The sequence below is a fragment of the Martinezella multihospitum genome (assembly GCF_900094585.1).
GTDB classification, from domain to species: domain Bacteria; phylum Pseudomonadota; class Alphaproteobacteria; order Rhizobiales; family Rhizobiaceae; genus Rhizobium; species Rhizobium multihospitium.
Genome location: NZ_FMAG01000001.1, coordinates 634,530 through 648,760 on the forward strand (window position 1 = coordinate 634,530; position 14,231 = coordinate 648,760).

Here is a 14,231-nt window from a genome sequence, read left to right on the forward strand (position 1 = left end):
CTCGTCTTCGGCTCCAACTCGCAGCTGCGCGCGATCGCCGAAGTCTACGGTCAGGCCGATGCCGAGAAGAAGTTCGTGCAGGACTTCGTCGCGGCTTGGACCAAGGTCATGAACGCCGACCGCTTCGATATCGCTTGAAGTGACTGAATAACACACCCGGACGCGGCCCTACTCTCAGGTCGCGTCCGGGCATGACGTGGTTTCTAAACGCACTCCGGACCTAGCGCGCAGACTGCAATTGCAGGCGCGAGACGCCGGCTGCGACGTTCAGGCCGGTTCCCGCTTCCGCGCTCAACGGCTGCAGGGCAAAATTCTTGGAATTGCCGCCCACCAGAGCATTCGCACCGAGGCCGAGGCCAACGGAAGCGCCCGCCGAAGCACCGACATAGGTGCCGGCCAGAGCACCGTCACCGACACGCGTTGGCGCGGTGTTGACGACGACCCAGCTCATATAGGTCTTGCGGGTGACCCCGATATCGATGCCAAGCTTGCCGATTGTGCCCGTATAGCGCTCAACTCTGCCGGCCCTCTGCTTGAATGTACAGCTGATCGCCTTGTTCGACCCGATGATCATGCCGACGCCGCCGGCGACCTCGCAGGACAGCGTTCCAAGCCTTTGCTTCGGTTCGGACACCACTTGTGTCGACTGCCTTTTGGAATGGGTGCTGGCAGCGGAAGCCGTAGAACCAAAGGCAAAAGCAATGGCCGCGGCCGCTATAATGACTTTTTTCATGACGTCTCCTTCGGCGTTTTAGGCGCCGCGGTCTGCCCGGACGGCGCAGGGGAATTCGACAGCTCGATCTGCGGATGGCTGGAAGGGCCGCGATCAGCCCGGAGGGCGATGCTGCTGACGATGCGGGTCCCGGCATATTCGGCAGCTATTGCAATGGCCCGCTGCCGCGCCTCGTCGTTCGATGCCATGCCGGAGAGAACGATTGCGCCTTCAATGGCGGCAACATCGATATGACAATCCTCAAGTCCCTCGGCATAAGCGATCAGACAGCGGATCGCCGCACAGGTCGCGTAACGATCCAACGGTGTCGTCAGCGATGGGGACCTGGCAAGGAAAAGCATTGGAAGCCTCGATAAATCGCGGTGGCAAAGTTTCACACGCGCCTGGTGTCAGCGAAGCGCGTGTCTGATGGCGTCTTTGGCCTTGCCGACTTTCGCCAGGATCTTGCCTTCGACCTTCTCGGCAGCACCCTTCATCTTAAGTCGATTGTTTCCCGTCAGCTTTCCTGCGGCCTCCTTGATGGAGCCGCTCGCCTCCTTGACTGCACCTCTGACACGGTTCTTGTCCATTTCTGATCTCCTTGAGCTTTTCAAAAGAGGAGGTATCGGCGTTCCGCCGAGACCATGAACAATGAAATAGGTTAGATAGGCCAGCCAATCGATAAGGGAAGCCATTGCGGTCGTCGGCAGAGATGCCGGCGTCGGCAACCGCTCGCACAAGCTACGGTTTGCGGTTCAATCTACGCAGCAAAGAGGTGCTGCATTCTGCAACGGCAGCGGCAGGGCAATGACGGGATTGGGGATCGTAAGCGCATCCAGCGTCGCTGTCTGCTCGGGCGAAAGCCGGACCTCGAGCGCGCCGATATCGTCATTGAGCTGTTCCAGCGTATGGACGCCGATAATCGTCGAGGATACGCCAAGGCGCGCCATTGCCCAGGCAAGGGCGACGCGTGCGGTTGTCGTACCGAGTTCATCGGCGACGCGGAACAGGGCATCGACAATTTCAAGATCCTGTTCGTCGGGCCTTTGCGCCAATTGCGCTGCATGTCCTGTTCTTGCGCCCGCATTATTGGAACGCGTATATTGGCCGCTGATGAGACCGCCACTCAATGGCGAGTGCGAGACGACGCCAAGCCCCAGTCCGCGTGCCAGGGGAATGAGCTCGATTTCAAATAGCCGTGCGGCAAGCGAATATTCGATCTGCAAACCGATGAACGGAGCCCAGCCGTTGGACTGTGACAGGAGATGGGCATGCGCCACCTTCCAGGCCGGCGTATCCGAAATACCGAAATAACGCAGCTTTCCCGACTGAACGAGATCGTGGAGCGCCTCCAGCATTTCTTCCAAAGGCGCCTGTATATCCCAATTGTTCAGCCAATAGAGGTCGAGATAATCGGTACGCAGCCGACGAAGGGTCTCCTCGAAGCCGGCGATCACGGCTTTGCGGCCAGGCCTTTCGCCATGCCGCTCGACATTGAATTTGGCGGCGATGACAAGACGGTCGCGCTGGATCGAGTTTTGTGCGACATAGCCGCCGACAACCGTCTGGCCGCCCGCTTTCATGGCTCCGTTGCCTGTGTCGAGATAATTGCCACCGAGCTCAAGATATCGCGCCAAGACCGCTTCGGGCTGATTTTCACGCGAACGCCGGTTGAAACCCTCATCGAAAGTCATGGTTCCGAGCGCAAGCGGACTGACGCGCAACTCCGAGCGGCCGAGTGCGGCATAGTCATCGAGATGCATGCATTGTCCCCCAGCCGGCCTGCAGCCGTCACATAACTTTACACGCTATGTAAGAGCATCAAGCAAAGGAATTAAGCAGCAATTTGCAATTTTACAATTCGGAAATCCGGATAATCGTCTGCGCATCGATCAATTTTATCTCTACCCGCCGATGGAAGAGTAATTCTATTCTGCCGCATGCCGACCGGCCGGATGGTGCATCGTTTGTGATCGCGCTCGGCTTGGGTCAGCCTTCACAGGAACAGTCAACCGCGATAACGCAGCGCCTCGACCAACAGAGAAAAAGCCGCCGATGGCTGCCGTCGGCTTGGATAATACAGATGATAGCCGGAAAACGGCGCACACCAGTCTTCCAGCACGCGCACGAGCCGCCCTTCCGCCACATCGGTCGCAACATGATCTTCCATGACGAAGCCAAGACCCAGTCCCGCCTTCACGGCCCTGACAATCATGCCGACATTATTGAAGACGAGCTGCCCTTCCACCCGGACGCGAAGCTCCCGTCCATCCTTTTCCAACTCCCAGCCATAGAGGCCGCCGGAGCTCGGCAAACGCAGATTGATGCAACTATGCTCGGCAAGTTCGTTCGGCGCTTTCGGTGGCGGATTCTTGGCGAGATATGCCGGGGAACCGACGATGACCATGCGCACATCGGGACTGATCTTGACGGCGATCATGTCCTTGGCGAGCGCCTCGCCGAGCCGGACGCCCGCGTCGAAGCGATCGGCGACGATATCGCGCAGGCTGGAATCGATGCTGAGTTCGATGTGGATGTCCGGATATTGCGGCAGGAGCCTTTCAAGGGCCGGCCAGAGAATAGTGGTGGCGGCATGCTCGGAGGTGGTGATGCGGATGGTGCCGGCCGGCCTTTCGCGCAGCTCACGCAGCGAAGCAAGCTCGCTATCAATGCTTTCGAGTGCCGGGCCAAGAGTGGCAAGCAAGCGCTCGCCCGCGTCCGTCAGAGCGACATTACGCGTGGTGCGTGTCAGCAGGCGCACGCCCAGCCGTGCCTCCAGACGCCGGATCGTATGGCTGAGGGATGATTGCGACGTGCCGAGTTTCGCGGCGGCACGTGTAAAACTCCTCTCCTCGGCCACAACAGCAAAGGCATTGAGATCGACCAGTTCTTCCCGCTGCATTCATGAGCCCCGGATATAATTATATGCCATTTATATTGTATGGTCCCAGTTGACCGGCAAGTCTAAGGTGCCTTGAAAAACGGCGTGAAAACAGCAAGCTCCCTCAGGAGGTGCAGGATATGGACATCCAGCGCAGCGGTTGCCAGCCAGGAGAAGGTGAGCAATGCGGATTATCTGGGAAAGGCACAATCATGAAGCCCTATGTCATCTGCCACATGGTCTCGTCACTCGACGGCGGGCTGCATCCCAGCCGCTGGACACATAGCCCTGACGGCAAGCTCGGCGACTGGACGGCGCTCTACCAATCCTGCCACGAGAAGCTCGAAGGCGATGCCTGGATGGTCGGTCGCGTCACGATGGCCGAAATGAGCAAGGGCAACCCCCATCCGCCGCATGAGCACGGCAAGATGACGCGTCCCTTCCATTTCGCCAATCGGAAAGCGGCCAATTTCGCTGTTGCCATAGATGTCTCCGGCAAGCTGCATTTCGCCCGGAACGAGATCGATGGCGATCACATCGTCGTCCTTCTCGGCAGCGAGGTGCCGGACAGCCACCTTGCAGAACTCGCACACGACGGTGTTTCCTACATCGTCTCCGCACAAGCCGAGCCTGACCTTTCCGCCATGCTGGACACGCTGGAGCGCGAACTCGGCATCAAGCGCCTGCTGCTGGAAGGCGGCGCGGGGATCAACGGCTCTTTCCTTGCCGCCGGTCTCGTCGATGAAATCAGCCTGATCATCGCGCCTGTTCTCGATGGACGCGCGGCAAGCCAGAGCATCGTCGAATATGGCGGGGAAGGCTTGGCCGGTAAGGTCCGGCTCTCGCTCAAGAGCTGCGAGCCGCTGGCGTATGGGGCAATTTATCTACGTTACGCGGTTACATCCAGCTGACGTCTCGTCGCCTTCACATGCCTGCCCGGCAAGCTTGCGATCGCTTAACCGACATGACGAACAGGCGACAAAAGGCGAGCGCAAGCAAAACTACCGATGCCGGCAAGTCCGATCACGAGCCCCATCGGCCAGGGAGTGCCATTCGCGAGTATGCCGACCAAGGCGGAGCCTAAAATGCCGCTGCCATAGTGCAAGGCACCGACAAGAGCCGAGACTGCGCCCGCGCGTTCCGGGAAATCAGCGAGCGCTCCCGCTATGGAGTTTGCAACGATCAATCCGGACCATGAAACGAAGACAAACAGGGGAACGGCAAGACCCCACAGTCCGCCGAAACCGGTCAAGGCTGCCGCTGCGGAGATCGTTCCAGACAGCGCGGCACCCAGAGCACCCCATTTCAGCAGCCGCGCGCTTCCAGCTTGCATCACGAGACGGGAATTCAGGACGTTGGTCGCCATAATACCCAAAATGCCCGCCGCAAAGAGCACGCCATACAGCCCGGGCAGGACATGATGGTAGGAGATATAGGCGAAGGGCGTGCCGGCGATGTAGGCATAAATGCCAGCATAGAAGAAGCCGCCAGCGCCAGCATAGGCAAGCAGTCGCCGGTCCGCGAGAAGACTGCCATAACCCGCCAGCGCGTGGATCAGAGGTTGCCGATTGCGCCGCTCGATATCAAGCGTTTCCGGCAGGGTGAAGAGCGCCGCAAGCGTCAAAATTCCGACGCCGACCAATGTCCAGAAAATCGCCCTCCAGCCTGTATAGGCGAGAATCTGGCCGCCGACGATCGGGCCAAGCAGCGGCGCAATCGCCATGACGGTAATCAGGGTGGAAAGCATCTGTGCCGCCCGGTCGCCGGCATAGAGGTCGCGAACCATGGCGCGGGAAAGGACCACGCCGGCACAGGCACCCACGGCCTGCACGACGCGCCACGCGACCATGGCCTCCGCGCTCGTCGTCATGGCGCATCCGGCGGAGCCGAGGATGAAGAAGAGGAGACCGACGGCGATCGGCAATCTTCGCCCGTAGCGATCGCCGATCGGCCCCCAGAGCAATTGGCCGAGGCTGAAACCGATGAGGAAGCCCGAGACCGTCAGCTCGATCGACCCGGCATCGGCACCGAGATCCCGCCCCATCTCGGGCATTGCCGGGAGATAAAGGTCTGTTGAGATCGATGCGAAGCCCATCAATGCACTCAGTATCGCCAGAACGCGCCACCCATGGCGCACAGCCTTCTTCCCGGCCACATCTGCCGGTTCTTCCAAAGTCGACATCGCTATTTCCGCACTGGCGGGCGCAAGACCGTTTGCGGCGGCACGGTATGCGCCCGCGACGACCTGCGCCAGGTTCGATTTCATCTTGAAAGAGGCCGCCGGAAGGCGGCCTCGAAAACTCCCATCAGGTCAACGGCCAGTGGTCTTCATCAATTGCTCCGGATAGCGTTCGCCTTCGATTGCAATCTCCGCGGCAGCGCGCTGGATTTCGGCAAGTTCGGCAGCGCTCAGCTCCACATCCGCAGCCGCAAGATTTTCTTCCAGGCGGTGCAGCTTGGTCGTGCCCGGGATCGGAACGATCCAGGGCTTTTGCGCCAGAAGCCATGCAAGTGCAATCTGAGCGGTCGTTGCGTGCTTTCGGCCGGCTATCTGCTTCAGAAGGTCGATGAGCGCCTGGTTCTTTTCCATCGCCTCAGGCGTGAAGCGCGGCAGGATGCGGCGGAAATCATTCTCACCGATCTGCGTATCCTTGCTCATAGCGCCGGTCAGGAAGCCCTTGCCGAGTGGGCTGTAGGCGACGAGGCCGATGCCCAATTCCTCGCAAGCCTTCAGGATGCCGTTGGTTTCCGGGCCGCGCGTCCAAAGGGAATACTCATTCTGCAATGCCGTTACCGGCTGTACCGCATGGGCGCGGCGCACCGTCTGCGCACCGGGTTCGGACAAACCAAAATGCCGCACTTTGCCCGCCGCGATCAGGTCCTTCACCGCGCCGGCCACATCCTCGATCGGTACCTCCGGATCGACACGGTGCTGGTAGAAGAGATCGATGACCTCGATTCCCAACCGCTTCAGCGAAGCATCGGCAACGGCACGAATATTTTCCGGACGGCTGTCGAAGCCGTTCGACTTGCCGTTCTCGATCCTGAAGCCGAATTTCGTGGCGATGACGACCTGATCGCGGACGGGTTTCAGCGCCTCGCCGACGATCTCCTCATTGGTGAAAGGGCCATAGATTTCGGCGGTGTCAAAGAAGGTCACACCGCGCTCGACCGCATCACGTATGAGCTTGATACTGTCATCGTTGCTCAGCGCATGACCGTAGCTGAAGTTCAAGCCCATGCAGCCGAAGCCCAGGGCCGAAACTTCAAGACCGCTTTTTCCAAGTACACGCTTCTTCATCGCATCTCTCCTGCCATCGCAAGCTTTTCGGGTTCGATGCGCATAAGATATGGGAGGCCGCACCTAGTGATTAGGCGGCATAATCAGCATGAAGCTATATTCGACGTTCATCAATATGCCATTGGTCTGGCGCCAGTAAAGGCCTTCAAAGGCACGTCCTGGATTTCCGCCCGGAACACGGCCGTCCATCGAAAATTGATCCGTCTCGCGATAACGGGCCGAATTCTTCTAGCGCTTGCGTATGAATTCGGTGCGGAGAACCAATCCCTTGATCCCGTCGTAACGGCAATCGACCTCTTCAGGATTGTCGGTCAGTCGAATCGACTTGATGACGGTACCTTGCTTCAAGGTCTGATTGGCGCCCTTCACTTTCAAATCCTTGATGAGGGTGACGGAGTCGCCATCGGCGAGGACGTTGCCGCTTGCATCGTGAACGACAAACTCGGTAGCGGTCGCAGCCGCTGCCATCTCCGCAGCAGGCCGCCACTCGCCGGTCACTTCGTCATAGATATATTCGTCATTCTGGCTGGTCATACCAAACTCCATTCTACAGGTTTTCCGAGCATTCCAAGGTCGCCAAACGCCTGACCTTCATCTCATTCATGATCTGTAAATGGCGTCTACCCGAGACAATCATCCTATGCAACAAGCGCGGAGCGAACAGCCGATGCGGACACTCGGCTTTCCTATTTCAGCTCTGATGCCGGCCAGGGATTGCGGCCCTCCCGAAGCCACGACAGCGTATCGACCCAGAAACCGGCGGCATGGCTATCGTGAAACAGGCCGAAATGGCCGATCGCGTCCCGACCGAAATCAGCCGGGCGGAGCAGCACCGACTGGCGTTGCGCGCCGTTATAGTAATTCAGCGTGCGGCGAATTGCCGGTACGGTGCCAAGTTCATCGTCCGAAACGGCAACGGCCAGGATCGATGCTTTGACGGCGCTCATTCGCCGCAGCACCTCCCTCCTCTCGCCCGCAGGATGGCTGCGCTCGAACCTGGGGCCACGAAAGCTCCACTCATTTGCCACGCCCTTCGGCAGGTCCTCCAGCCAGCCTAGCCGCCGGCCCGGGAAATAACCGCAGAGCGCAGTCATTGCAGGCATAGCGACATGCCATTTGAGGAACAGAGCGGCCCGCCTACTCGGCATGTAATCGCCCCACCAGGCATATTGAGCTCCGACTGTCAGCATCCTGTCGATCTCCGGAGCATTCTCAGCCAATCCCGGCAGGAATCCGCCGACGCTATGACCCACCACCAAAAGGGGACCGTTGCGACGATGGTCGGCCATCAGCCGAAGCGCGGCATCGAAATCCTGCTCGCCCCAATCCTGCCAGCGGTAGTGAGATCCACGCAGCCGTTGCGGACGCGACTGGCCGATGCCGCGATAATCGAAGGTCAGGACATCGAACCCATGCCGCGCCAGGAATTGCGCATAGCGGTGATAATAGCGCGCGAGGACACCGGTTGCCGGATTGATGATGACGCTACCTTCCGGCCTCTTCGTCTCCGTCAGCCAAAGATTGCCGCCGAGAACGACGCCATCCCGACAGGGAATGGAAATCGAAAGGCTGTTTTCGTTCGAAGATGGACGCGATTGCTGGTTCATGGGCGGTAAGATGGGACGATCGCGGCGTTGTGTATATTCACTACCCGGTATACTTTGAGACATGAGAGACAGGTCCCTGCCGACACGCGAGCGCATTCTTCAGGCCGCCGCAAAACTCTTCCATCAAGACGGCATCCGCGCGATCAGTGTGGACGCCATCGCTAAAAAGGCCGGCGTCACCAAGCGCACACTCTACTATCACTTCCGCAGCAAGGACGACCTGATCGCCGCCCACCTGCAAGCGCGCGATGAGCCGAACCTCTCCTTCTTCAAACGCTGGTTCGAAGAAACCGAAGGCGATGTCCCGGAGAAAGTCGCAGGCATTTTCCGCCAGCTGGCGCAATCGGCGCGCAGTGCCAAATGGAAGGGCTGTGGTTTTTTGCGGACTTCGGTGGAACTCATCAACCTCCCTGGCCATCCGGCCCTGGTTGCGGCCCGTGCTCACAAGAAGCGTGTTGAGGAGTGGCTAGGATCGGCCCTAACGGAGGCGGGTGCGGGCAACAATGCCTTGCCGCTCGCGCGCCAGATCATGCTGCTCCTTGACGGCTCTTTCTCGGTCGTCCTACTCCATCGCGATCCGAGCTACATGGAAACGGCGGCAGATGCGGTATCTGATCTTATCAGGGGCAGCATCAGCAGTGCAAATGCCGCGCAGCACTCTGATCACGCCAAATCAGCTGAAAGACAAGAGACCGTATAGGCTAGCGGCAGCTTGATCGACCACGACCTCCTGGCTTGTCTGTTTATCGTCGTCCTTCTTGTCCTCATCCTTATGCGATCGCTTTTCGAGCGCGCGCGTCACCTTGTCGTTGTCACCACCGTCCGTTGCGCTATTGATAACATCTTCAAGCGACAGGCCAAGCTTGTCGAGGCCAAGCTCCTTTTCCAATCCATGGATAACACCCATCCCGCCAGGTTGAACTTTTATTTCGCCGTAGGCTTTCTTCATGGCTGCAACAAAGTCATCCATGGAAAGGTAATTGCTCCGTTCAATGCCCAAAGCCTTACCCGTGCGTTCAATAAGGTCGAGCTTCTGTTTCGTAATGCTGTCCCCGCTCATGCTGAACATCGCTTCCGAAATCTTCGATTGCGCCGGTGTCGGCTGCTTCGACGCGGCTATTTTGTCGGGCTGACCGGTTGCCACTGCGATAAGTGTGTCGGCGCCGGGCTGCGGGCGCTGGGATAGTGTCGCACTTTTATTCAATTGCTGGAGAATTGTCAGGGCCGTCGAAGGCATATTGGAAATTGGCGTCATCGCAAATCCTCGCGCGCCTGAACCTCTCCTTCATGGAAGGCTGACGCAAAGCCCTATGCCTCATGCGATAGTCGATGCATCGGACACTACCGCAGATTGGTTAAGGCTTGAATAACCCAGGATATAAGGATCAGATGAGCAACCTTCCAAAAGTTGCATTCCGCGGCAAAGCCAGCTCCGCATCGGATCGATGCCTAAGCCGGCCTTACGCGTCGCGGCCGCCCCTCGACACAGGCACGTCCCTCCGGTGCGTTCAATGATACTTCAGGCGCTCTCGCCCAAGGATGGCGGGCGCATCGACGCCGGCAATCGGCTGGGAGAGATCGCTGGAAATGTCGCCGGCAAGCTGCAGGTCGAGATAGCGAGCACAGCAGACGCGCAGGAACGAGGTAAAATTGCCGAGATCGTGGCCAGCATCGATGGATTCATGGTGCAGTTTGGTAATCAGCTGCACCACGTTCATGCCGTCACGCCGCGCGATTTCCTCCAGCTTCGACCAGAAGAAATTTTCCAATCTCACGCTGGTCACCATGCCATCGATGCGCAGGGAGCGCGTCGTGCTTTCCCAGAGCCTGGCATCGGCCTTGATGAACAATTCGCACATGCGCATCTCCCCTCAAAGTTTCAGGCGGCGTTTGCTGTCGACAATGCGTTGGCATCCAGCACGGCCATGAATTGACGCAGCCATGACGGATGTGCCGGCCATGCCGGTGCGGTGACGAGATTGCCGTCGGCGACCGCATCATTGATAGCGATGTCGGCATAGATGCCGCCGGCAAGCTCCACTTCGGGACGGCAGGCGGGATAGGCCGAGCAGGTGCGTCCCTTGAGGACACCGGCCGCGGCCAGCAACTGGGCACCGTGGCAAATGGCGGCAACCGGCTTCCCCACCTCGAAGAAGTGCTGAACGGCCTTGATGACGTCGGTGTTCAGGCGCAGATATTCCGGCGCGCGGCCGCCCGGAATGACGAGCGCGTCATAATCTTCGGCGCGGATGCTGGCGAATGTCGCGTTCAACGCAAAATTATGGCCGCGCTTCTCGGAATAGGTCTGATCGCCTTCGAAATCGTGGATGGCCGTTGCCACCATCTCACCGGCATTCTTGCCGGGACAAACGGCATGGACCGTATAGCCGCAGGCAAGCAGTGTCTGAAACGGTACCATGGTCTCGTAGTCTTCGGTGAAATCACCTGTAATCATCAGGATCTTTGCTGCTGGCATCGTCTTCCTCCCTCAAAACCAACCCTGGCACTCTAGCAAAGCGCTTGAGATGGCGGGTATTAGGCGAATACTACACGCCGTTTTTGACGTTTCTTCACTGCGCCGGCGAGCGACCAATATCCGGAACAGCGCAAGCCTCGCCGCCGCCGAAGAGGCGCGAGCGAGTCAGGAACCTCTTCTCCCGCCCGTTGTCGAGGGAGAACATGCCGCCGCGACCGGGCACGACATCGATGATCAGTTGCGTGTGTTTCCACGCTTCGAACTGACTGCCACTGATATAAACGGGCACGCCGCCGATCTCGCCGAGCTTGACGTCATTGTCGCCGATCATGAACTCATTTGCCGGATAGCACATCGGCGAAGAACCGTCGCAGCAGCCGCCCGACTGATGAAACAGGATATCGGGATGGTCTTGCTGTATCTCGCGGATAAGCTCGAGCGCCTTGTCGGTCGCAAGCACGCGCGGTTCCGATCCGTTATCGTCCATGACCATCCTCCATCATGCGATACAAATGCTTGCAGGCCCCCGGCCGCAGCCGGGAGCCTTGTTGGCTTCGTTGGGAGAACTCAGAAGAAACCGAGAGCCTTCGGGCTGTAGCTGACCAGCATGTTCTTGGTCTGCTGATAGTGATCGAGCATCATCTTGTGCGTCTCGCGCCCGATGCCCGATTGCTTGTAGCCGCCGAAGGCCGCATGGGCCGGATAGGCGTGATAGCAATTCGTCCAGACGCGGCCGGCCTGGATTTCACGGCCGAAGCGATAGGCGCGATTGCCATCCCGGGTCCACACGCCGGCGCCGAGGCCGTAGAGCGTGTCGTTGGCGATTTCGAGCGCTTCCTTCTCGTCCTTGAAGGTCGTGACCGATACGACCGGGCCAAAGATCTCCTCCTGGAACACACGCATCTTGTTGTGGCCCTTGAAGATGGTCGGCTTGATATAATAGCCGCTCGACAGCTCGCCGCCGAGATCGGCGCGCGCACCGCCCGTCAACACCTCGGCTCCCTCCTGCTTGCCGATGTCGAGATAGGAGAGGATCTTCTCCATCTGCTCGCTCGATGCCTGGGCACCGATCATGGTTGCGGAATCGAGCGGATTGCCCTGCTTGATCGCTTCCACGCGCTTGACGGCACGCTCCATGAAGCGGTCGTAGACCGACTCCTGGATCAGCGCGCGGCTGGGGCATGTGCAGACCTCACCTTGGTTGAGCGCGAACATCGCAAAGCCTTCCAACGCCTTGTCGAAGAAGTCGTCATCTTCGGCCGCAACATCGGCAAAGAAGATGTTCGGCGACTTGCCGCCGAGTTCCAGCGTGACGGGGATCAGGTTCTGGCTGGCATATTGCATGATCAGCCGGCCGGTCGTCGTCTCGCCGGTGAAGGCGATCTTGGCGATGCGCGGGCTCGTTGCCAGCGGCTTGCCGGCCTCGAGGCCAAAACCGTTGACGATGTTGAGCACGCCCGGCGGCAGCAGATCGCCGATGAGCTCGGCCCAGACCAGAAGCGAGGCCGGGGTCTGCTCGGCCGGCTTGATGACGACGCAATTGCCGGCGGCAAGCGCAGGCGCAAGCTTCCAGGCTGCCATCAGGATGGGGAAGTTCCAGGGGATGATCTGGCCGACGACGCCGAGCGGCTCATGGAAATGGTAGGCGACTGTGTCGTGGTCGATCTCGCCGATCGAGCCTTCCTGGGCACGGATGCAGGAGGCGAAGTAACGGAAGTGATCGATGGCGAGCGGAATATCGGCTGCCATGGTCTCGCGGATCGGCTTGCCGTTGTCCCAGCTTTCCGCCTGGGCCAGCACTTCCAGCTTGTCTTCCATGCGCTGGGCGATCTTCATCAGGATGTTGGAGCGCTCGGCAACCGATGTCCGGCCCCATTTGTCCTTGGCCGCATGGGCGGCATCGAGGGCAGCGTTGATGTCCTTCTCGTCGGAGCGGGGAATTTCGCAAATCTTGCCCCCGGTAATCGGCGTAAGGTTATCGAAATACTTGCCGCCGATCGGCTCGCGCCACTCGCCGCCGATATAGTTGCCATATTTCAGCTTGAACGGAGATTCCACGATCTTCTGATGCAGCATGCCATCCTCCCTTGGTCGGCAGGTTCGATCAACGAACCCAATGGGAGAAGTCTGAGTGCATCGGCCCTTGGGCGGTAGGGCCGCCATGCCATGCTGCAGCGCACAGTGTCGCAACTCTGCGACAGCTGGACGGGCGAATATGCCTCTATCGGCGCTTCAATGCAGATTGAGCCGCTTCATCTTCCGATGCAGCGTCGAACGGCTCATGCCGAGTGCGGCTGCCGCCTGCGAGACATTGCCGCTGGCGCGGGAAAGAGCCCGCAGCAACGCAGCTCGCTCCACCTCCATCAGATCCTCTTGTGCAGCCCCCTGCTCGCGCAGAACATCGGACGCGGGAATTCCCGCCGCTATACGATGATCGTCGAGCCTCAGCGCGAGACGCGCAGCCCGGGTTGCACCAAGCACGAGGTCGTTGCGGTCGACGGCCAATAGCGCCGAGGTGGATGCCGTATCCGTCGGCACCATGACGAAGCGGGCGCCGGCAAAGGCGCTGCGGAAAAGATTGAGCTCGATGCGCACTGCTGCGTCCCGCACTGTCTGCGACAGGATCGCCAATGTCGCATCATTCACGTCGTAGCGGCAGGTGGAAATGTCGAGCGCGCCGGCAAGCTGGCCGCGATGATCACGAATGGGTGCCGTGGTGCAGCTGAGATTGATGTTGGAGCAGAAGAAGTGCTGATCGCGAAAGATCGCCACGGCCCGCTCGTCGGCAAGCGCCGTGCCGATGCCGTTGGTGCCGATACTCGCCTCGGTCCAGACGGAGCCTGTCCATAGGCCGAGATTGTGAAACTCCTTGTCGTCGCCGGCAGCGCCACGGCGCTCCAGCGCGATACCGTTGCGATCGGTCAGAAGCAGGCAGCAGCCGGCCTTGCCAACCGCGAGAAACAGGCGATCCAATTCATTGGCGGCTTCGGCAACTAGCCGTTCCGATCTCTCCAGCGCCGTTTGAAATTCGTGGCTGGTCAAGCGCATCGGCAAGCGCTTCTCTTCCGGCACCAGACGATGCATGACCATGCACCGCCGCCACGAAGCAACGACCGAAGAACTCGCCGCCGTCGATTGCGCCGACGCATAAACCTGATCCGCATGCGCGGAATAGTCGTGCATTTGGCTCCTCCCACCGAACGCTATCCCAATTGTCGCTAAAAAAGGCCATTGACGCAATCCTACCAGCGACT

The 14,231-nt window shown here is 59.5% G+C and carries 17 protein-coding genes; 2 read left to right on the forward strand and 15 right to left on the reverse strand.

Features of this window, described 5'->3' with window-relative positions; translation table 11 throughout:
• Positions 1-220: 220 nt before the first annotated feature.
• From GA0061103_RS02845 to GA0061103_RS02865, 5 genes are all read right to left on the reverse strand, one after another.
• Positions 221-733, reverse strand: coding sequence for a DUF992 domain-containing protein (locus GA0061103_RS02845; RefSeq protein WP_092706888.1), 513 nt, complete (start codon positions 731-733; stop codon positions 221-223).
• Positions 730-1,074, reverse strand: a complete 345-nt coding sequence (locus GA0061103_RS02850; RefSeq protein WP_245304637.1) for a BON domain-containing protein — start codon at positions 1,072-1,074, stop codon at positions 730-732. Before GA0061103_RS02850 ends, GA0061103_RS02845 begins: the two co-directional genes overlap by 4 nt.
• Before the next feature lie 48 nt (positions 1,075-1,122).
• A complete protein-coding gene (locus GA0061103_RS02855) occupies positions 1,123-1,302 on the reverse strand; it encodes a CsbD family protein (RefSeq protein ID WP_092706890.1) in 180 nt (59 codons plus the stop codon).
• A 165-nt stretch (positions 1,303-1,467) separates the two neighbouring features.
• Positions 1,468-2,475 carry an aldo/keto reductase gene (locus GA0061103_RS02860; RefSeq protein ID WP_092706892.1) on the reverse strand — a complete coding sequence of 336 codons (1,008 nt, stop codon included), beginning with the start codon at positions 2,473-2,475 and terminating at the stop codon, positions 1,468-1,470.
• A gap of 245 nt (positions 2,476-2,720) precedes the next feature.
• On the reverse strand, positions 2,721-3,614 hold the full coding sequence (locus GA0061103_RS02865) for a LysR family transcriptional regulator (protein WP_092706894.1): 894 nt from the start codon (positions 3,612-3,614) through the stop codon (positions 2,721-2,723).
• A gap of 191 nt (positions 3,615-3,805) precedes the next feature.
• Between GA0061103_RS02865 and GA0061103_RS02870 the strand changes: the two genes are divergently transcribed.
• The gene (locus tag GA0061103_RS02870) at positions 3,806-4,504 is read left to right on the forward strand and encodes a RibD family protein (protein ID WP_092706896.1); all 699 of its coding nucleotides are present in this window, start codon (positions 3,806-3,808) and stop codon (positions 4,502-4,504) included.
• Positions 4,505-4,548: 44 nt separating this feature from the next.
• Here the strand turns inward: GA0061103_RS02870 and GA0061103_RS02875 are convergent, their stop codons facing one another.
• From GA0061103_RS02875 to GA0061103_RS02890, 4 genes are all read right to left on the reverse strand, one after another.
• Positions 4,549-5,775 carry a multidrug effflux MFS transporter gene (locus GA0061103_RS02875; protein ID WP_092708562.1) on the reverse strand — a complete coding sequence of 409 codons (1,227 nt, stop codon included), beginning with the start codon at positions 5,773-5,775 and terminating at the stop codon, positions 4,549-4,551.
• Between the two features lie 129 nt (positions 5,776-5,904).
• Positions 5,905-6,894: an aldo/keto reductase gene (locus GA0061103_RS02880; protein ID WP_092706898.1), complete on the reverse strand. Its 990-nt coding sequence runs from the start codon at positions 6,892-6,894 to the stop codon at positions 5,905-5,907.
• 228 nt (positions 6,895-7,122) lie between these two features.
• Positions 7,123-7,440: a zinc ribbon domain-containing protein YjdM gene (locus GA0061103_RS02885; protein ID WP_092706900.1), complete on the reverse strand. Its 318-nt coding sequence runs from the start codon at positions 7,438-7,440 to the stop codon at positions 7,123-7,125.
• 140 nt (positions 7,441-7,580) lie between these two features.
• Entirely contained in the window at positions 7,581-8,501 is a 921-nt protein-coding gene (locus GA0061103_RS02890; RefSeq protein WP_092706902.1) for an alpha/beta hydrolase family protein, read from the reverse strand.
• Positions 8,502-8,562: 61 nt separating this feature from the next.
• Between GA0061103_RS02890 and GA0061103_RS02895 the strand changes: the two genes are divergently transcribed.
• Positions 8,563-9,201: a TetR/AcrR family transcriptional regulator gene (locus tag GA0061103_RS02895; RefSeq protein ID WP_092706904.1), complete on the forward strand. Its 639-nt coding sequence runs from the start codon at positions 8,563-8,565 to the stop codon at positions 9,199-9,201.
• Here the strand turns inward: GA0061103_RS02895 and GA0061103_RS02900 are convergent.
• The 6 genes from GA0061103_RS02900 to GA0061103_RS02925 all read right to left on the reverse strand — a co-directional run bounded on the left by GA0061103_RS02900 (position 9,175) and on the right by GA0061103_RS02925 (position 14,160).
• A complete protein-coding gene (locus GA0061103_RS02900; RefSeq protein WP_092706906.1) occupies positions 9,175-9,756 on the reverse strand; it encodes a hypothetical protein in 582 nt (193 codons plus the stop codon). The two genes, GA0061103_RS02895 and GA0061103_RS02900, sit on opposite strands and share 27 nt — an antisense overlap.
• 253 nt (positions 9,757-10,009) lie before the next feature.
• Positions 10,010-10,360 (reverse strand): ribbon-helix-helix domain-containing protein, encoded by a 351-nt coding sequence (locus tag GA0061103_RS02905; RefSeq protein ID WP_004124790.1) that lies wholly within the window; start codon positions 10,358-10,360, stop codon positions 10,010-10,012.
• A 20-nt stretch (positions 10,361-10,380) separates the two neighbouring features.
• Positions 10,381-10,977, reverse strand: a complete 597-nt coding sequence (locus GA0061103_RS02910; protein WP_092706908.1) for a DJ-1/PfpI family protein — start codon at positions 10,975-10,977, stop codon at positions 10,381-10,383.
• Between the two features lie 94 nt (positions 10,978-11,071).
• A complete protein-coding gene (locus GA0061103_RS02915; RefSeq protein ID WP_208603475.1) occupies positions 11,072-11,464 on the reverse strand; it encodes a DUF779 domain-containing protein in 393 nt (130 codons plus the stop codon).
• Between the two features lie 80 nt (positions 11,465-11,544).
• Positions 11,545-13,053 (reverse strand): aldehyde dehydrogenase, encoded by a 1,509-nt coding sequence (adh, locus tag GA0061103_RS02920; protein WP_092706912.1) that lies wholly within the window; start codon positions 13,051-13,053, stop codon positions 11,545-11,547.
• A gap of 156 nt (positions 13,054-13,209) precedes the next feature.
• Complete coding sequence (locus tag GA0061103_RS02925) at positions 13,210-14,160, reverse strand: helix-turn-helix domain-containing protein (RefSeq protein ID WP_092706914.1); 951 nt, start codon at positions 14,158-14,160, stop codon at positions 13,210-13,212.
• Positions 14,161-14,231: the final 71 nt, after the last annotated feature.